This is a genomic window from Streptomyces sp. NPDC005181 (genome assembly GCF_040608395.1).
Taxonomy (GTDB): Bacteria; Actinomycetota; Actinomycetes; order Streptomycetales; family Streptomycetaceae; genus Streptomyces.
The window spans coordinates 1-17,840 of sequence record NZ_JBEXID010000063.1 but is presented as its reverse complement, the minus strand read 5'-3'; the positions used below and the strand labels follow the sequence as shown (position 1 = coordinate 17,840).

At 69.3% G+C, this 17,840-nt stretch carries 16 protein-coding genes and 5 pseudogenes; 8 read left to right on the top strand and 13 right to left on the bottom strand.

Features of this window, described 5'->3' with window-relative positions; genetic code table 11:
- Nucleotides 1-145: 145 nt before the first annotated feature.
- The 4 genes and pseudogenes from ABZV38_RS29405 to ABZV38_RS29390 all read left to right on the top strand — a co-directional run.
- A pseudogene (locus ABZV38_RS29405) lies at nucleotides 146-285 on the top strand (amino acid transporter); the annotation flags it as partial.
- A gap of 96 nt (nucleotides 286-381) precedes the next feature.
- On the top strand, nucleotides 382-1,479 hold the full coding sequence (locus ABZV38_RS29400; RefSeq protein ID WP_356331469.1) for a hypothetical protein: 1,098 nt from the start codon (nucleotides 382-384) through the stop codon (nucleotides 1,477-1,479).
- 130 nt (nucleotides 1,480-1,609) lie between these two features.
- Nucleotides 1,610-2,035: pseudogene (locus ABZV38_RS29395) on the top strand (hypothetical protein); the annotation flags it as partial.
- 10 nt (nucleotides 2,036-2,045) lie between these two features.
- The gene (locus ABZV38_RS29390) at nucleotides 2,046-2,690 is read left to right on the top strand and encodes a protein-L-isoaspartate(D-aspartate) O-methyltransferase (protein WP_356331468.1); all 645 of its coding nucleotides are present in this window, start codon (nucleotides 2,046-2,048) and stop codon (nucleotides 2,688-2,690) included.
- A gap of 4 nt (nucleotides 2,691-2,694) precedes the next feature.
- Here ABZV38_RS29390 and ABZV38_RS29385 read toward each other — a convergent pair whose 3' ends face one another.
- The gene (locus ABZV38_RS29385; RefSeq protein WP_356331467.1) at nucleotides 2,695-3,147 is read right to left on the bottom strand and encodes a YbhB/YbcL family Raf kinase inhibitor-like protein; all 453 of its coding nucleotides are present in this window, start codon (nucleotides 3,145-3,147) and stop codon (nucleotides 2,695-2,697) included.
- 110 nt (nucleotides 3,148-3,257) lie between these two features.
- Between ABZV38_RS29385 and ABZV38_RS29380 the strand changes: the two genes are divergently transcribed.
- A complete protein-coding gene (locus tag ABZV38_RS29380; RefSeq protein ID WP_356331466.1) occupies nucleotides 3,258-3,818 on the top strand; it encodes a nucleoside-triphosphatase in 561 nt (186 codons plus the stop codon).
- A gap of 82 nt (nucleotides 3,819-3,900) precedes the next feature.
- Here the strand turns inward: ABZV38_RS29380 and ABZV38_RS29375 are convergent, their stop codons facing one another.
- Nucleotides 3,901-4,500: an aminotransferase class I/II-fold pyridoxal phosphate-dependent enzyme gene (locus ABZV38_RS29375; RefSeq protein ID WP_356331465.1), complete on the bottom strand. Its 600-nt coding sequence runs from the start codon at nucleotides 4,498-4,500 to the stop codon at nucleotides 3,901-3,903.
- A 149-nt stretch (nucleotides 4,501-4,649) separates the two neighbouring features.
- Nucleotides 4,650-5,363, bottom strand: coding sequence for a helix-turn-helix domain-containing protein (locus tag ABZV38_RS29370; RefSeq protein ID WP_030979718.1), 714 nt, complete (start codon nucleotides 5,361-5,363; stop codon nucleotides 4,650-4,652).
- Between the two features lie 137 nt (nucleotides 5,364-5,500).
- Here ABZV38_RS29370 and ABZV38_RS29365 point away from each other — a divergent pair, with 137 nt between their 5' ends.
- Entirely contained in the window at nucleotides 5,501-6,721 is a 1,221-nt protein-coding gene (locus tag ABZV38_RS29365) for a saccharopine dehydrogenase C-terminal domain-containing protein (RefSeq protein ID WP_356331464.1), read from the top strand.
- Here the strand turns inward: ABZV38_RS29365 and ABZV38_RS29360 are convergent.
- Nucleotides 6,681-6,932 (bottom strand): hypothetical protein, encoded by a 252-nt coding sequence (locus ABZV38_RS29360; RefSeq protein WP_356331463.1) that lies wholly within the window; start codon nucleotides 6,930-6,932, stop codon nucleotides 6,681-6,683. The genes ABZV38_RS29365 and ABZV38_RS29360 overlap by 41 nt on opposite strands.
- 616 nt (nucleotides 6,933-7,548) lie before the next feature.
- On the opposite strand from ABZV38_RS29360, the gene ABZV38_RS29355 reads away from it, so the two are divergent.
- Nucleotides 7,549-7,803: a hypothetical protein gene (locus ABZV38_RS29355; protein WP_356331462.1), complete on the top strand. Its 255-nt coding sequence runs from the start codon at nucleotides 7,549-7,551 to the stop codon at nucleotides 7,801-7,803.
- Nucleotides 7,804-7,817: 14 nt separating this feature from the next.
- Nucleotides 7,818-8,444 carry an AIPR family protein gene (locus ABZV38_RS29350; protein WP_356331461.1) on the top strand — a complete coding sequence of 209 codons (627 nt, stop codon included), beginning with the start codon at nucleotides 7,818-7,820 and terminating at the stop codon, nucleotides 8,442-8,444.
- 332 nt (nucleotides 8,445-8,776) lie between these two features.
- Here ABZV38_RS29350 and ABZV38_RS29345 read toward each other — a convergent pair.
- From ABZV38_RS29345 to ABZV38_RS29305, 9 genes and pseudogenes are all read right to left on the bottom strand, one after another.
- Nucleotides 8,777-9,550: pseudogene (locus ABZV38_RS29345) on the bottom strand (alpha-amylase family glycosyl hydrolase); the annotation flags it as partial.
- A gap of 43 nt (nucleotides 9,551-9,593) precedes the next feature.
- Nucleotides 9,594-10,826: a Gfo/Idh/MocA family oxidoreductase gene (locus tag ABZV38_RS29340; RefSeq protein WP_356331460.1), complete on the bottom strand. Its 1,233-nt coding sequence runs from the start codon at nucleotides 10,824-10,826 to the stop codon at nucleotides 9,594-9,596.
- Nucleotides 10,823-11,896: a glycosidase gene (locus ABZV38_RS29335; RefSeq protein WP_356331459.1), complete on the bottom strand. Its 1,074-nt coding sequence runs from the start codon at nucleotides 11,894-11,896 to the stop codon at nucleotides 10,823-10,825. The genes ABZV38_RS29340 and ABZV38_RS29335 overlap by 4 nt, the downstream gene beginning before the upstream one ends.
- 6 nt (nucleotides 11,897-11,902) lie before the next feature.
- Nucleotides 11,903-12,769, bottom strand: coding sequence for a carbohydrate ABC transporter permease (locus ABZV38_RS29330; RefSeq protein WP_356331458.1), 867 nt, complete (start codon nucleotides 12,767-12,769; stop codon nucleotides 11,903-11,905).
- Nucleotides 12,770-12,797: 28 nt separating this feature from the next.
- A complete protein-coding gene (locus tag ABZV38_RS29325) occupies nucleotides 12,798-13,760 on the bottom strand; it encodes a sugar ABC transporter permease (protein WP_356331457.1) in 963 nt (320 codons plus the stop codon).
- A 9-nt stretch (nucleotides 13,761-13,769) separates the two neighbouring features.
- Nucleotides 13,770-15,047 carry an extracellular solute-binding protein gene (locus ABZV38_RS29320; RefSeq protein WP_356331456.1) on the bottom strand — a complete coding sequence of 426 codons (1,278 nt, stop codon included), beginning with the start codon at nucleotides 15,045-15,047 and terminating at the stop codon, nucleotides 13,770-13,772.
- A gap of 111 nt (nucleotides 15,048-15,158) precedes the next feature.
- Nucleotides 15,159-16,181, bottom strand: coding sequence for a LacI family DNA-binding transcriptional regulator (locus ABZV38_RS29315; RefSeq protein ID WP_356331455.1), 1,023 nt, complete (start codon nucleotides 16,179-16,181; stop codon nucleotides 15,159-15,161).
- A 743-nt stretch (nucleotides 16,182-16,924) separates the two neighbouring features.
- Nucleotides 16,925-17,572: pseudogene (locus ABZV38_RS29310) on the bottom strand (transposase); the annotation flags it as partial.
- A gap of 95 nt (nucleotides 17,573-17,667) precedes the next feature.
- Nucleotides 17,668-17,840, bottom strand: a pseudogene (locus ABZV38_RS29305) (IS630 family transposase); the annotation flags it as partial.

Below are 17,840 nucleotides of genomic sequence, written 5' to 3'. Positions count from 1 at the left end.
GGTGATTCCCTCCGTTTGCGCACGTGCCAATACGCCGGCTGTACCTCACAACGGGCACGGCGAGTCCGTCTTCGCCTTCGACGACAAGATCTGCCCCAGCTGCCGACCGGGGTGGGGCGAAGAGCCTTCCACCGACCTGCCCGGCCTGACCTGGTTCACCACCCTCGGCTACGGAGCCCGGCTGCTCAGCGGCCTGCTGTCCCGGCCCGCAGCTTGGCGATGCTGGTCGGCCTGGTCACCGCCACCATGCTCACGATGGGCCGGCTGCTGCCGGCCGGCGCCTGACCGCCCCGCGTTCCGCACCGCTTTGCGCTCGGCAAGCCCCATCGCCCCCGGGGCGCGCATCATCAAAGGAGGGGAGACCATCGACGAGGAGTGGCGATGAGGTTGTCGTTCCTTGAACCCCTCTACGCGGAGCCGGGCCCGTTCGCCTCCGTGTACCTGGACACCTCCCGAGACGTCGAGCATCCCGAGCGAGCGATCGCCCTGCGCTGGCGGCGGCTGCGCGAGAGTCTGTCCCGTCAGGGCTCGGACCGGGCGCTGCTGAACGTACTGGAGGAGGTGGTCGGCGCCGACACAGAGGTGCCGGGGGTGCACGGTCAGGCCATCTTCGCCGCCCACGGCACGCTCGTCCTGGACGGGGAGCTGCCCAGGCCGCCCGAACACGACTCCGCGCGCTACAGCACCCTGCCGGACGCGATGCCCCTGGTCACCCAGCACGTTCCGGAGATCCCCTACATGGCCGTAGTCGTCCACTACGGCGGCCTTCCGACCGCCGAGACCCACGGCTGGGTAACTCTGGAGGCGGAGACCGGCACCTGGCCCGCGTCCACCGTCACCCCGGGTGAGCGGCTGCACCGCAGGGTCGCGGTGGCGACCTGGCATCGTACCTCCCTCCGGCTCGGCCACCGGCTGGACGAACGGGCGCGGCGCGCCCATGCCGACGCCGTCGTCGTGGGCGGGGACGAGTGGGCGTGCAACGTACTGATCCGCCGCCTGCCGCACACCCTGCGGGACAAGGTCGTACGCGTGGGCGGCCGGACCCCCACCGACACCGGACGCGCCCTCTTGGAGCCGCAGCTCGACAGCGTCTTCCGCGGCCGCATGGCCGCGCACGACCGGGAACTCGTGGACATCTTCATCGGCCGACGTGCCCTGGACGGACCCATGACGGAGGGGCTGGCCGCCACCGTCGCCGCCCTCCAGCGCGGCCAGGTCGCGGCACTGCTGCTGAACCGGCCGCCAGGGTCTTCGCTGCGGCTCTGGGTGGGCTCCCAGCCCACCCAGCTCGCCCTGACCGAGGCGGAGCTGATGTCCTTCGGCGTGCGGGCCCCGCGCGAGGAACGCGCCGACGAGGCCCTCGTCCGGGCCCTCGTCGGCACCGGTGCCGAGCTGGTCGTCGTACCGGAGAGCGAGCTGAGGCTGCACGAGGGCGTGGGCGCCCTGCTGCGGTACACCGACCCGGGGACCCCGTCCTGACGCCGGCGCGCTGCGCCCCCCGGATCACGGGTCGCCCCGTGCGCCCGACCGCCCCGGATCGCGCCGCGCGCGGAACGTGCCGACACTGGGCTGGAGCGGCAGCGCGGCGGATGAGCGGCGGATGGGGCACATGGACAGGAGCAGGAGCGGCGCGGAGGAGACGGACGTCTCGATCACCCCGCCCAAGACCTGGGCGGCAGGCGTGCCGGCGGTGGCCAACGCGCTGCGGTACTCCCTGGAACAGACGACGGTCCGCCGTACGGCGCTGACGCTGCTCAACCTCAAGCAGCCCAAGGGCTTCGACTGCCCGGGCTGCGCCTGGCCGGAACCGGACCCCGCTCACCGGCACCGCAACGAGTACTGCGAGAGCGGCGCCAAGCACGTGAGCGACAAGGTGACGTCACGACGGATCACGGCCGGGTTCTTCCGGGAGCACTCGGTCTCCGAGCTGGCCGAACGATCCGCCCGGTGGCTCAACCAGCAGGGCCGGCTCACCGAGCCGATGGCCAAGCGGCCCGGCTCGGACCACTACGAACCCATCGGCTGGGACGCGGCCCCGCGGTCCGATGGGCCATGAAGGGACCCCCGAGGACCTGGTCCGCGCGGCCCACGCCGTGGGCGTGACCGACGACCGTCTCCTGGAGGCCGTACGGAGCATCCCCCGGGCGGATTTCGTCCCCGCGGACGAGGTGGCATCCGCGTACCGGGACACGCCCGTTCCGCTCCCCCACGGCCAGGTGACCACCCAGCCCTCGCTGATCGCCATGATGGTCTCCGCTCTCGGCCTCACCGGAGACGAACAGGTCCTGGAGGTCGGGACCGGATACGGCTGGCAGACCGCGCTGCTGGCCCGCTTGGCCGCGTACGTCGTCAGCATCGAGCGCTGGCCCGACCTGGTCGACGAGGCCCGCCTGCGGCTGGCCGGGCAGGGCGTCGGCAATGCCGAGGTCGTACTCGGCGACGGGACCCTCGGGATGCCGACCCGTGCCCCGTACGACGCCGTCATCGTCTGCGCCGCCTTCCCGCGAGTGCCTGAGCCGCTCGTGGATCAGCTCCGCACCGGTGGCCGGCTCGTCCAGCCGATCGGGCAGGGCGGGCAGGAGCGCGTCGAGCTGTACGAGCGGCGGGCCCGTGGCCTGGTGCACCGCAGGACGGTCATCGCGGCCCGGTTCGTCCGGCTGTACGGCGCCCATGGCTACGAGCAGCGGTGACGCGTCAGCGCTGATAGGTCCCGACCAGGGTGCCGGAGGCCAGCTCCCTGCCCTTCAGGGCACGGTGCACGTCTTCGGCGCCCGGGTGGTCGTGCAGCGGCAGCGGCTCGAACAGGGCGTACAGGCGGAAGAAGTAGCGGTGCGGCCCGTGCCCCGCTGGAGGCATCGGCCCTCCCCAGCCCACGCGGCCGAAGCCGTTGGGCCACGGCAGGCCCCCCTGAGGCTTCTGGCCCTCCGCCGCCCCGGTGGTCCTCGGATCGATGCCGGTCACCAGCCAGTGCAGGAAGGTCGTCCCCGGCGCGTCCGGGTCCTCGCACAGGAGCACCAGCTCCGTGGCCTCGTGGGGCACCCCCGACCAGGTCAGGGGCGGTGAGATGTTCTCACCCTCCCCGCTGTACCGACGAGGGATCACCGTTTTGTCGTCGAACGCGGTGCTGCTGAGTTCAATTCCGCTCATGCGCGCCGCCATACCCGCAACGGCGGCACCGGCACCGGTCCGCACCCCAAATCCCCCGTTCGGCCGAGCCCACCCGGGCCGCCTCCGGAAGCGGGGGTGAAGATGGCAGTGTGCCGACAAGGATCCTGCTCGAGGGCCGCCCTGGCTCGGGCAAGACGACCGCCCTCCGTCGACTGGCCGCGCTGCTGCCCACTCACGCGGCCACCGGCTTCACTACGGAGGAGATCCGGCAATCCGGCGCCCGCGTCGGTTTCGCCCTGGAGACCCTGGCAGGCCGGCGGGAGGTGCTCGCCCATGTCGACCTGCCCGGTCCGCCACGGGTAGGGAAATACGGCGTCGACCTGGGCGTCATGGAAGGACTGGCGCTGCCGTCGCTTCGGTCGGCAGCAACCGAGGAGGCAACAGGGCGGCTGGTGCTCATCGACGAGCTGGGGCGGATGGAACTGGCGTGCACGGCGTTCCGGCACGCGGTCGACGCGCTGTTCGTCACAGAGGTCGACGTCGTCGCCACGGTCCACACGCACCGCGATCCGTTCACCGACGCCCTCAAGCGGCGCACCGACATCGAGGTCGTCCAGCTCACTCCGGCAAACCGGGACGTCCTGCCGGGGGAGCTCGCGGCCCGGCTGCAGCAGCCCCGGACGCACGGGAGGCCTCCCTCTCACGGATGAGAGACCGGCCTCCGACCTGCTGAAAGCAGAGTCGGGGCGACAGGATGCGAAGTCGCCCGGTCGGTGCGACCGGCGGCGCCCACTACCAAGGGTCAGCGCCTGCCCACCGAGTACGCGGCCGGCACCGCCTCCACCACCCGGTTCGGCACCCGTCCCTCCTCGGCCGCCCTGCTGTGCCGCCCGGCACCCCAGGGGGCGTCTCAAGGACGGCGGCGATGCCCTGCGCCAGGTATGGGATCCGGTGCCCGGAGACACCCGCGATGTTGATGCGCCCCGAGTTCGTGCCGTAGATGCCGAACTGCCCGCGCAGCCGGCGCATCTGGTCCGGCATGAGCGGCAGCATCGAGAACATGCCCTTCTGCCGTACGAGCGACGTCGCCTGCTCCTCGTGGCCGAGCGCGCGGAGATGGGCGACCAGGTCCGCGCGGTTGGCCGTGATCCGATGGCGCATGCCATCGAGTTCCCCCAGCCACGCGGGCGCGGGAACTCGACGGCCGTCGGGGTGCACCACCGCGGGCGGGTAGTGGCCGGCGGAGGCCGGCGTGCAGCATCGCTCGACCGGGTCGTAGACCGCGTACAGGCAGGTGGTCCCGGTGACGGTGCCGCCGGTCGGCGGGGAGCCGGAGGAACCGTCCTCTCTCCGCGCCGGCGGGTCGGTAGGACCGAACTCGCCCCGCCCCACGCGATGTGATCCGCCACCAAGATCCGGACCACCCACGGACCAGACCCGTCACGTCATTCAACCCGCAGCTCCGGCACGGTGGTTGGGCCGCACGGTCGGGAGCCTGGGGGTGCCAGGAAGGCCCCGGACGATCCTCTCCGGACGATCCTCTATCGCCGGGCGCGCAGTGCCTCCCACTGCGCTGCGGCGCCGTCCAGCAGCATCTCCAGGGCGGTGGGATAGGCGCTGTCGACCATGCGGGTCGCCAGGAGGGGCGCCGCCTCGGCGATCCGGGGGTGTGTGGTGCGCGGCAGGCGGGCGTACGTCGAGCGCCACATGTCCTCGTCGGCTCTGAGACTTTCGCGTGGCAGAGCCAGCGAGGCGGCGTCGAGCGCGGCGAAGGCCAGGGTCTGGTCGATGAAGGCCTGGTAGATCCGTACCGTGTCCGGCAAGGGGAACCCCGCCGTGCGAAGTACGTCAAGGATGGCCTCGTCGGCCGCCAGCTCGTGGGCCCGGCCGGTGACCCGGTTCGCTGTCAGCAGTGCCGCCTGCGGATGCCCGACGTATACGGCGTGGATGCGCAACCCGAGGCCGCGCAGATCCGACCGCCACTCCCCCGTGGGCCGCCAGCCCTGCAGGGCCTGCCCGATGAGGGCGTCGCCGATGGCAAGGGTCAGATCGTCCATGCCGCGGAAGTACCGGTAGAGGGTGCTGGGGTCGGCGTCCAGGGCCAGGCCGAGACGGCGGGCGGTGAGTCCCGCGCTGCCGTGCTCACGCAGCATCCGCAGGGCGGTCTCGAGAATCAGTTGCTCGGACAGCACGGTGCCGCTCCTGGTGGGACGGCGGCGCCGCCGTTTCTCCTCGGGCACCACAGCTTTCGCCACCGCCGCCTCCTCACCCCCGGTCCTTATGCCAACACCATTGACCTTATCCGAGCACGCGGCGTTGGATCTCCCGGCAGGGGCGGCCGCACCTCCGGTCCGCGCGGTCACGCCCCGTCTCCAGAGAGGAAGTCCGTGTCATGCGTGTTCTGCTTGTGGGAGCCGGCGGTGTGGGCACCGCGATCACCCGGATCGCGGCCCGGCGCCCGTTCTTCGACGAGATGGTCGTGGCCGACTACGACCTGAGCCGGGCCGAGGCGGCGGTCGCTGCCCTCGCGGGTGCCGCGGGCCGCTTCCGTGCCGAGCACGTCGACGCGTCCGATCAGGCGGCGGTGACGGCGCTGCTGACGCGGCACGGGTGCGACGTCCTGCTCAATGCCACCGACCCTCGGTTCGTGATGCCCCTCTTCCAGGCGGCGCTCGCGGCCGGCGCAACCTACCTCGACATGGCGATGTCTCTGTCGCGCCCGCACTCCGATCGCCCGTACGAGGAGTGCGGGGTCATGCTCGGCGACACGCAGTTCGCGCAGGCCGCCGACTGGGAGAAGGCGGGCGCGCTGGCCCTCATCGGCATGGGTGTGGAGCCGGGGCTGTCCGATGTCTTCGCGCGGTACGCAGCCGACGAACTCTTCGACGAGATCGACGAGATCGGCATCCGCGACGGCGCGAACCTCACCGTCGACGGCTACGAGTTCGCGCCTTCCTTCAGCATCTGGACCACCATCGAGGAGTGCCTCAATCCGCCGGTCGTCTACGAGGCGGACCGCGGCTGGTTCACCACCGCGCCCTTCAGCGAGCCGGAGGTGTTCGACTTCCCCGAGGGCATCGGCCCGGTCGAGTGCGTGAATGTGGAGCACGAGGAGGTGCTGCTTGTCCCCCGTTGGATCGACGCACAGCGCGTGACCTTCAAGTACGGCCTGGGCGAGGAGTTCATCCAGACCCTCAGGACGCTGCATCTCCTCGGCCTGGACCGCACCGACCCGGTGACCGTGCCGAGCGCTGCGGGCCCGGTGGGTGTGTCGCCCCGCGACGTCGTGGCCGCCTGCCTGCCGGACCCGGCGACGCTGGGCGAGCGCATGCACGGCAAGACCTGCGCGGGCACCTGGGTGCGCGGTACCAAGGACGGTGCGCCGCGCGAGGTCTACCTCTACCACGTGGTCGACAACCAGTGGTCGATGGCCGAGTACGGCTCCCAGGCGGTGGTGTGGCAGACGGCCGTCAACCCGGTCGTCGCCCTCGAACTCCTGGCCACGGGCGCGTGGACCGGCTCGGGAGTCCTCGGCCCGGAGGCCTTCCCCGCCCGCCCCTTCCTGGACCTGCTCAGCGCGTATGGCTCTCCGTGGGGCATGCGGGAGCAGTGACCGTCCTGGGCTCACCGGGGAATCCGACCTCCTTCCTGGTGAGAGCGAGCGTCGGACCGCCGATCCCCTCGCCGCTCTCGGGGTACTCCCAGTTGACGGCGTCGGCCAGGAGCACCGGCAGTTCCTCGCCAGCGAGGGTGCGCTTCGACGGCCCGTGGGACTGGCATCCCTTCGACGGCGCCGAGCCCCACGAGCCTGCCTGGCCGCTCACCCTCCTCACCCGCCACCCCCGCGTCAACGCGACGACCGCAGAAGCGGAGGTCACCGTCGCCGATGCGACGAATACCCGCCCACACGGAGGGATGCTCCCGCTGGGGCGCCGTCGCCCGGGCGAACCCTCCGCCGCGCGGTCGCCCCCCGCTTCTACCGCCGTCGTGAACTCTGGCGAGCAGAAAGCCGACGGGAGTGCGGCTTGCAGCAGCCCCCTCTCCCACATCCACACGACCGTCGCCACATGACCGTCACGGAGCTGGAACTGCCCCTGCCCCACGACGACGTCGGCTCCGCACCGTCGCACTTCGTGCGGCCGGAATTCGGCCCTGCAGTCGTGGCCGCATCAGAACTACCCGAGAAACGACAAGCGAACCTGACGGTTGGGATTATCCCGATTCGTATCCGCCAACCTCCGTTAAGACAACCGTCATCGTACGTGCCGCCTTCGATCGAAGCGATGCTGCGGCAACGCACACCCCACGGAAGCGCCGGACCGTACCCTCACCACCAGCACGCACGGCTGCGCAACCCGAGTCAGTCCTTGTCTGGGGGCTTTCCCCTCCCGCCAGGTCCTGCGAACATCTTGTCTCGTTCGCATACCTCTGGGGGGTTGTATGACGTCCACGCAGAACAACGATCAACGGCTTCTGGACCGCATCCTGGACGATCAACACCTGCGACTGGCACCGCAGAAGGGACGAGACGACTTCTTCATCTTCTTCGCGGCCGACAAGGCGCTGCAGGACTGGGATCTCGACAACGACGAGATCCTCGACGGCATCGTCGATGGTGCGCACGACTGCGGAATCGACGGGATCTGGTCCTTCGTCGACGGCCGTACATCACGGCCGACGCCCGCCAGTTCCTGACGTCACGTGCAGGCATGATTGAGCTGGTGCTGCTCCAGGCGAAGACGTCGCCCGGTTATCAGGAAACGGTCTTCGAGAAGCCGCATTTTCATCTGCCCACACTGCTCGACATGAGCCGCGACGAGGACGAACTGACCGCCCACACCAATGCAAAGCTTCTTGAGCGCACGCGACGGTTCCTACACGTCCTCGAAGACCTGGCGTCATCGTTCCCGCAGGTTCACGTCAAAGTCATCTATGCCAGCAAGGCCGCCGAGGGGCCGCACCCCAACGTCAAGGCCAAAGGAGACCGGCTCCGCCGGGAACTCGCGAAGATTACGTCGGACACCGAGGCGACGATCGAGTACCTCAACGCTGCCGACCTACGGGAGCGAACTGCTCGGGGCGCCAAGGCGGTCGCGCAGCTCGTGTTCTCCGAAACGCCGATGAGCACGTCGCTCGGCGAAGGCTACGTGTGCCTGGCCAGGCTGGACGAGTACTACAAGTTCATCACCTCCGAGAATCAAGCACTCCGACTGGAGTTGTTCGAGTCGAATGTGCGCGACTACGCCGGTTCCACCTCGGTCAACAATGCGATCAGTGGGACTCTGAAATCGGGAACCGGCGAGGACTTCTGGTGGTTCAACAACGGCGTCACCTGAACCAATACGCTGAGGACCGGCCACTCCTCGGAGAAACAATCGAGAACTGGCTTTATCCCCTGGCAGGGATGTCAGCCTACGCACTCACCCGGCTGCGTCAGCCGACCCACCGCGACCTGCTCAACATCGACCTCGTCCACCTCGACACCGAGCTCATGGACCGACTGGTCGGGGTGCTCGACCAGAACTTCAAGTCCGCGCTGCGCAACAACAAGGCCGGAGGCGTCGACAGGATTGCCCGAAGCACGGAGTTCACCAACCGGCTCCGACAATCCGTCATCTCCCAAAGTCGTTTTCACATCGAGCACTAACGGGCCTTGACCCAAGGCCGGGCTGTCCAGCAGAGCGCGCCACCGGCGGAAGAGCGGGTGCAGCTCCTCCTGATCGTAGTAGGGCATCAGGTGGTTGCGGAGGATGTCCTTGTGCTGACCGGGCCCCGCGTCAGGCAGGCCGTCGGCCTTGAACAGGGTGTGGGCGACGTCGACCCGGAAGCCGTCGACACCGCGATCCAGCCAGTAGGTCAGGATCCGCTCGAAGTCGGCGACGACCTCCGGATCACGCCAGTTCAGGTCCGGCTGCTCCGGGGCGTGCAGGTGCAGGTACCACTCCCCTGGGTTGCCGTCCTGGTCGGCGACCCGGGTCCATGCCGGTCCGCCGAAGGCCGACTGCCAGTCATTCGGCGGCAACGTGCCGTCCGCGCCGCGGCCCGAGCGGAAGATGTACCGCTGCCTGGCCGGTGAGCCCGGCGCGGCGGCGACGGCCCCCTCGAACCACGGGTGGTGGTGGGAGGTGTGATTGGGCACCAGGTCCACGAGGACCTTGATGCCCAGGGCGTGGGCCCGCTTCACCAGGGCGTCGAAGTCAGCCCTGGTGCCGAGGTCCGGGGTGACGTCGGTGTGGTCGGCGATGTCGTAGCCGCCGTCCGCCAGCGGCGAGGGGTAGAACGGTGTGATCCACACCGCGTCCAGGCCCAGCCGGCCCAGGTGCTCGAGGCGTTCCGTGGCGCCGGCCAGGTCGCCCACGCCGTCGCCGTCGCTGTCGGCGAAGGAGCGCGGATAGATCTCGTAGCACACCGCGTCCCGCCACCACGCGGTGTCCCGGCCCACCGGCCCGGGACGACGGAACCGGTGCCCCGGTCTCCGGGCGTGGTCATGCGGCCTCTCCCCGGGTCGACGGCGCCGGGATGGTGACGGGCACGGTGCGACCGGTCTCCGCGGAGCGGGTAGCCGCCTCGGCCACCGCGACCGTGGCCAGGCCGGCCTGGGCGTCGGCCACCGGGGTGCCGCCGTGTGCCGCACAGAGCAGCAGGTCGGTGAAGGCCGCCCGCACGCTCTCGGCGTAGACGTACGGCTTGCGCGCCTCGCCCCCGAGGTCGATGACGAGGTCGACCCGGTGCGGGACGGTGCGCCGGACGCCACGGCCGCAGGCCGGGCGGTCCGAGCCGGCGTCACGGGTCACCGAGACCGTGACGCGGTCCTCGCCGTGCGGGCGCAGGCCCGGGACCTGGAGGAGCATGGCGGCCCGTTCGGGCAGCCGCTCCCAGCGGGCGGCGCCCACCTCGTCGGTCCACGCGGTGAGGGTGGCGTACGTGGGGATCCAGCCGCTCACCCGGACTTCGGCAAAGCCGTAGTCCAGCCGCATCAACTGCCGTTCGGCGCGGTGCGCGTGGGTGAAGGAGTGGGTGTGGGTGGCAACCGCCCCGCCAGGGTGGACGGCGGTGGCCACCACGATGTCCACTGGCCCGCCGGGTCGCCGCACCGCGGTTCCCTGGACCTCCACCGGGTCACTGCCCATCAGGGCCCTGGCCGCGTCGAAGAAGTGCACTCCGTGCTCGATGTGGATGCCGCCGCTGTGCTTCGGGTCCCAGAACCAGTGGTCCGGGCCCAGGTCCTCGTCGGAGGCGTCGTTCTCGAAGGCGAACCGCCGCAGCGCGTCCAGCAGCCCTTCCTCGCCGAGCCGTTGCAGCATCCGCAGGATCGGGTTGTAGCGCAGCACGTGGTCGACGACGAGTACGCCGGGAGCGCGGTCGGCCTCCTCCTTGACGCGGGCGGCGTCCGCCAGGGTCACGGCCATCGGCTTCTCGCAGAAGACGTGCTTGCCCGCGCGCAGGGCGGTGATGGCCGCGTCCGCGTGAGCGGCCGGCGGGGTGGCCAGGGCCACCCCGTCGACGTCCGGGAGCGCGACGGCCTCTTCAACGGTGGCGCAGACGGCCGCGCCGTGCCGCTCGGCGAGCGCGCGGGCGCGCTCGCCGTCGTGGTCGGCGCAGGCGACGATGCGCAGGCCGGGGATGTCCCTTGCCGCGTCCAGCACGTAGGCGCCGAAGCTGCCGCAGCCGATGAGCGCCAGCCCGAAGTCGCGGCCGGCCTCCGGTGCGGTGGTCACTCGGCGCGGTCCAGACGTGCGACGCCGATGTGCGCGTCGGCCATGCCGTAGAAGACGTACCGCACGCCGTCGATCTCCTCGATGGCGGTCGGGAAGACGACGTTGGGCACGGTGCCGGAGCGCTCCTCCTCGGTCTCCGGGGACATCAGCGGCTCGGCGGTACGGGCGAGAACCCGGGCCGGGTCGGCGGGGTCGAGTATCATCGCGCCGGCCGCGTAGTGGACCGTCTGCACCTGGGCGAACGGATCACCGATGGTGCCGGAGACACCGTGGTGGATGAGCAGCCAGCCCTCTTCGACGCGGATCGGGGCCGGGCCGGCGCCGATCTTGAGCTCCTCCCAGGGGTGCTCGGAGAGAGCGACCAGGCGGTGGTGACGGGGCCGGGTCAGCGCGCGGATGTCCTGCTTGACCTCGTCGACCGGGACGTAGGAGATCCAGATGCCGGGGCGCTCGTCGGTCACGCCGGCGGGCAGGTGCACGCCCTCGCCGGGGCGGAACCAGCCCAGGTCCCACATCGGACGGTGCAGCATGGCGTAGTACATCTCGCCGTCCGGGCCCGGCACCGGCTCGGGGAAGTGCACGACGTCCTTGTTAGGGAAGAGGTTGAGGTCGGTGTCCAGGTCGGGCTGGTACTCGAACTGGATCGGGCCGAGGCGCTCCCAGTTCACCAGGTCCTCGGAGACGGCGAGCGCCGGTTTGGGGCCGAGCGGGCCGTACGCCACGTAGGACATGACGTGCCGGCCGAGGTCCTCGATCCAGGTGGTGCGCGGGTCCTCGACACCGGCGTTGTTCTTGCCGCGTTCCCAGCCCTCGTCGGGAGCGAGGACCACGCCACGGCGCTCGACACCGGTGGGCACGCCGTCCTCGACGGTCACCTCGGCGAGCCCGACCCGGGAGACGTTGCCCTCCGCGACCAGCCGCGGCAGCAGGTGGAGCGTGCCGTCGGGGGTGCGGCCGGAGGCGGGATTGAGGACACCCTCCGCCTCGTTGGCCTCGCCGGGCAGCGGGGACATCACGACGCCGACCCGGGTGAGGCGGTAGGGGATGGGGATGGTGGTGCTGTGGGTCACGGGGGATCAGCCCTTCGTTGCTGAGTCGATGTCGGTGGAGGTGAAGCGGTGCTGGAACACGACGTAGAGCGCCACCGCGGGCGCCGCCAGCACGAATGCCCCGGCGAGGATGGCCCCGAACGGATTGGCGGCGGCCGAGGATACGGTGCTGATGTAGTTGGCCAGGGAGACTGCCAGCGGCTGCATGTCCTGCTGCTTGGTGACGAGGAACGGCCAGAGGAATTCGTTCCAGGGCCCGGTGAAGCTGAGCAGCACCACCGAGTACAGGGCCGGTTTGCACAGCGGCAGCGCGATGCGGAACAGGATCTGCAACTCGCTGGCCCCGTCGATACGGGCCGCCTCGAACATGGCCGGCGGCAGCTGCAGGAAGAACTGCCGGAAGATGAAGACAGCGCTGGTGTTGATCGCGAAGGGCAGGATCATGCCCAGATACGAGTCGGACAGGCCGTAGCTCCGCACGATCAGCACATACAGCGGGATAATCAGCAGCTGGAAGGGGACGACCTGAACCAGCAATACCAGGGCGAAGGTGGTGCCCCGGCCCCGGAAGTGCAGGCGTGCCAGCGCGTATCCGGCGAGGAGTCCGAAGACCGTGGTGCAGACGATCACACCACCGGTGAAGATTCCGGAATTCACCAGCGAGCGCCCCAGCGAGATCGCGGAGTTGATCGCGGCGTAGTTGCGCAGGCTCAGGTTCCCCGGATTGGGGAACGCCCCGGCCGGGCTGGAGTCGGGCTCCTCCTGCAAGGAGCCGATGATCATGTAGTAGAAGGGGAAGAGGAAGGCGACAGCCCCGATGATCAGCGCCAGCTTCGACCACAGCGACCTGGATCCGGATCTCGCGGCGTGAGGGGTGCGCCGGTGATTCCTCAAGGATGAGGGTGTGATGCCGGCAGTCATCTCAGTCCCTCTCCAGGAATCGACGGTATACGAGCGAAATAGCCGTGACCAGCACGACGAGGATCACGCCGATAGCGGCGGCCTCGTCAGGGTGCCCCTGTTGGAGACCCCGCTGGTACATCAGCAGTACCGGAGAGGTCGTCGCACCGTCGGGCCCGCCACCGCTGGTGAGCAGGTAGGGCTCGGTGAACAGGTTGGCTCCCGTGATCGTGGCCAGGATCAGGACCAGAAGCGTGGCGGGACGTACCGTCGGGACCGTGATCGACCAGAACGTCCGGAGCCGGCCGGCACCGTCGAGCGACGCCGACTCATACAGCTCGTTGGGCACGTTCTGCAGCGCCGACAGGTACAGCACCACGAAGAAGCCCAGCTGTTTCCAGGCGACGAAGACCGCCACGGTCGGCATCGCCAGATGCGAGTTGACCAGCCACGAGGGGTCCGGAGCCAGTGGCCCGAGTGCCTGGTTCACCAAACCGTTGGAGTTGAACAGGAAGATCCACACACCCACGACCGCGACACTCGCCGTGACATAAGGGATGTAGTACGCAGTCCGGAAGAAGGAGCGGAACCGCAGCTTCTTGTTCAGCGCACTGGCGAGGACCAGCGAGCCCACCACCGTCAGCGGCACGTTGATGACGAGGAAGATGGCGATGTTGAGGAAGGAGCGCCAGACGGCGGGGTCGGTGAGCACCGCGGTGTAGTTGTCCAGCCCGACGAAGGGTCGGTCGACCTGCACGCCTGGGGCGGTGAAGAAATAGTCGTGGAAGGACAACCACACGGCGAAGCCGAGCGGATAGACGAAGATCAGGGCCAGGTACAGCACATACGGCGAGACGAACAGCATCCCGATGGGCTGGTGCCCGCCGAGCCGCAGCCGCCATCGGCGCGGTCGCCCGGCTGCCGGCCCTCGGGCCCCGGGCGCGGCGCGCCCGGGACCGTGGGTGTCATGAGTGGTGTAGGACATGGCTGCGAATCACTGGTCCTGTGCCAGCTTGTCCACCTTGGCCGCGGCGTCTTTCAGGGCGCCGTTGAGGTCGCCCTTGCCGAAAATGACGGCCTTGGTGTAGGCGTCCCGGAAGGTCTGCCAGATCTCGACCGAGTTCGGCACGTTCGGCGCCTCGATGGTGTGCTCGGCCTGCTGCGCGAAGAGCGTGTAGTCCTTGTGGGAAGCGAAGTAGGACGGGTAGGCGGACGTCAGCTTCTGGCGCATCGGCATCTGGCCGGTCGCCTCCAGGAGCTGGGCGTCCTGATCCATGCTGGTGGCGAACTTCATGACGTCCCAGGCGGTCGCCCGGTTCTTGGAGGACGTGAACATGCCGATGGACTTCTCGTCGCTGAAGGTGCCCTTGCTGGCCGCGCCGTCCGCGGTCGGTACGGGTACGGCGCCCCAGTTGACCTTGTCGCCGTAGACGGAGACCGCCCAGGGGCCGACGGTGGCCATCGCGGCCTTGCCCTCAGCGAAGGAGTCGCCGTTGAAGCTCTCCTTGGGGGCCAGGCCCTCGGAGTACATGGTCTTCCACAACTGGGCGGCCTTGATGCCCTCGGGTGAGGCGAACTGGGCCTTGCCGTCCTGGACGAGCTGCTTGCCGGTCTGCGACGCGAACATCGGGTAGAAGTCGAACCAGGACTGGTAGAACTCGGACGTCGGCGCGGGCCAGATGGCGGACTTGGCCACCCCGCTCTTGACCAGCTTGCGCGAGGTGTCCAGGAAGTCCTTGTAGCTGGCCAGCTTGGGGTGCTCGGCGTCCAGCCCCGCCTTCTTGAAGAGGTCCTTGTTGTAGAAGATCATCACGGGGTTGCTCTTCCACGGCATCTGGTAGTACTTACCGTCCGGGGAGGCGTACTGCGAGAGCCGGTCGCCGACTCGGGACTGCAGATACTCCTCGGCGTCGGGGAAGTCGTTCAGCGGGACCAGGCCGCCCTGCTTCTGGAAGCCGGGCACCGCCGCCGGGGCGGTGTTGAGGATCAGGTCGGGCGCGTTGCCCCCGGTGATCGCCGCGCCGATCACCTCCTCGGAGCTCTTGCCCGCAGGTATCTCCTGCGCGGTGATCTTCTCCTTGGGGTGGCCGGCGTTCCAGGCAGCCACCATCTTCTTGCCCCACGCGACTTCCTGCGCGTTGTTGGAGTACCAGATCTTGATCGGGCCTCGCGCGTCGTTCGCGGAGGCACCGGAGTTCGATTCGCCGCCGCCGCCGCACGCGGCCAAAGTCATAGCGGCGATCGGCAGGATCGCCACGAGAGCCTTCTTCATCGGAGGTTCCGTTTCTCGCTGGGTGGAATGGTCGGCGGGTACGACGTCACTGAGTGCTCGTCGGCCGCCTTCCTGGAGGGGGAGGAAAGTCGGGGGACCGCCGTTGCGCGGTCATCGGGTGGCCCGGACAGGGATGGGCCCGGTCGAGCCGCGTATCACCAGCGTGGCCGGGTCCAGCTCCACGTCGGCTGTGGTGCCTCGCTCTATGACCTCGACCAGCGCCTGGGCAGCGGCCTGCCCCCACGAGACCGGGTTGGCGCGGCAGGTCGTCAGCGGCGGGCTGGTCCAGGAGGCCAGGGGGACGTCGTCGAAGCCCACCACCGAGAGGTCGTCGGGCAGCCGCAGGCCGGCGTCCTGAGCGACCGCCATGCCGGCCGTGGCAGACAGGTCGTTCCCGTACACGATGGCGGTGGGGGGAGTGGTCCGGGTCAGCAGGGTCCGGGTCGCCCGTGCGCCGCCCTCGGCCGTGAACCCTCCAGGCAGTAACGGCCCGCAGATCAGGCCGGCTTCGGTGAGCGCGTCCGCCCATGCCTGGCGCCGGCGCCGTGCGTGCACGAACTCTTCGGGGCCGGCCACGTAGGCGATGTCCCGGTGCCCCAGTTCCACCAGGTGGCGCACGGCGTTGCGGACCACGGGGCGGTCGTCGAGGTTCACCGTCGGCAAGCGGGTGCCTCCCTCGATCGCGCCCACGGCGACCGCGGGCAGACCGAGCTCCGTCACCAGTTCGGGCCGCGGATCGTCGAGGCGCAGATCGGTGAGGAAAACACCGTCGACCCTACGGTCAGCGGCGAGCCTGCGGTAGGTCTCCACTTCGTCGGCGGGGCGGCTCATCTGCAGCATCAGCCCGTCGCCGGTCTCGGAGATCACCGACTCGATGCCCGCCATGAACGCCGGATAGAAGGGGTCGGTGCCGATGAGCTCCGGGCTCAGGACCAGCCCGACGGCGTGGGCCCTGCCGGTTGACAGCGCTCGCGCACTGCGGCTCGGCGTCCACCTCAGCTTCTCGGCCGCCTCCCTGACACGCTGCTGAGTGGCGACGGCAACACCAGGCCGGTCATTGAGGACGAAGGAAACCGTAGCGCGGGAAACCCCGGCCAGCGTCGCCACATCCGCGATCGTGGGGCGGCGGGACATACGCGACTCCTGTCGTCTCTTGGCGGGCGAACCCATGATCACTGCAGGTTCCGCCAGGTTCCGGACGCGCCGGTCGGCGTTGCGAGGCAACACCGCCCATAGCACCGGAAATGCCGCGCGCACATCGCCGGTAACGGCGTTCAGCGACTGCATGACCAGGACTTGAACCGGTTTAAACGCTTCACAGCTTGAGCTTCACCCTTGAACAAGTCAAGGCGCCCCAGATGGTACGGCCGCTTAATCCGCTAAGTTTCATTGTTCCGATTTGTCATCCTTGCGTGGAAAAGGGCGTCGCCTCAGGAGGTGCGCTGCGGGCCACGCGTCGTCGAGGCGTTCCGCCCCTCGCCCGCCGACGACCAACGGCGAGCGCAACGAGCAGCGCCATGGAGGGTGTTGTCGGCCGCACGCTCACCGTTCCGCAGTCCCACGAAGGTCCAGCACCACCGCGGCTGCGTGGGCCGGCTCGCCACCGTGACGAGTCGGTTCGGTGGATCGGTGCTGGAGCAAGTTCAATTGGCCAGTTGAGTGGGACCCACTCGACGGCTGGTCGGCTGGAGTCAGGCACATGTTCCGCGATGCGATAAGCCGGTTGGTCAGTTCTGCCGTGGCCAGGTACCACCAGAAGATCCAGTCGAGGAACGCTTCGTCGTACTCGCCGCGTTGGTCGGCCCGGCGCTGGCGGCATCGACGGGGGTGTAGGCGTCCGCGCCGTAGGCCCACGCGCCGCGGCGGGGTTTGAGGGCCATCACGAACGGCATGTCGAGCTCCCTGCGAAAGCCGTCCTGGTCGCCGTCGGCGCAGTCGGCGGCCACCGCTCGGAAGGTCACCCCGGCGGCCTTCGCCGAGCGGGCCAGTTCCGCGGCGATCTGCAGTTTCGTGCGGAAGCCGGGGTCGTTGCTGCCCTTGGGGAAGTGACGGGCCGGACTGTAAGGCACGGCGTGAAGCGGGTAGTAGAGGTTCTCATCAGCCCAGCAGGTGGTCACGGTGACGATGCCGTTGTCGGTCTTGCCCAGCCGTCCCAGCCACTGGCGGCCGATGTGCGCGGTCGCGGTCCCGTCCTTACGGTCACCTGAGTCGTCAATCACCAGCACCCCGCCCGGGTGCGGCGCGGTCGCAGGATCCGCCAGCAGCAGCTCCAGTCGCCGGGCATTGACTTGCTCGTGGTCCCAGGTCGACTCGGACAGGAAGAACTGCAGCCGCTGTACCGAGGGGTGCTGGGCCCCGACCACGGGCTCGGCGCCGGCCAGGCAGGTCAGCGTCTTGTTGCGGTCCCGCGGCAGCAGTGGCCCGGTCAGGTACTCGCGGAAACCCCGGCGCTGTGCCAACGTGGACAGCAGGTCATCAAAGCGTGCGGCGTAGGCTTCCAGCGGGCTCGCAGAGCGGGCGGACACGGCAAACGACGGGTCATCACAGCCCCCAGGTAGTGAGGCGACGTTCCTCTGCTACCGGCCTACCGCCGCCCTGACCCGTCGTCAACAAACCACCGCTAGTGTTCTGCGCCGGGAATTCGATCAAGATATGAAGCGAGGCGTTGAAGGATCTCGTCGGCGTCCTTCGTCCAGACGAAGGGCTTCGGGTTGTCGTTCCACTGGGCGGTCCAGGCTCGGATGTCCCGTTCCAGGGCCTGGAGGTTCTTGTGGACTCCGCGCCGTATCTTCT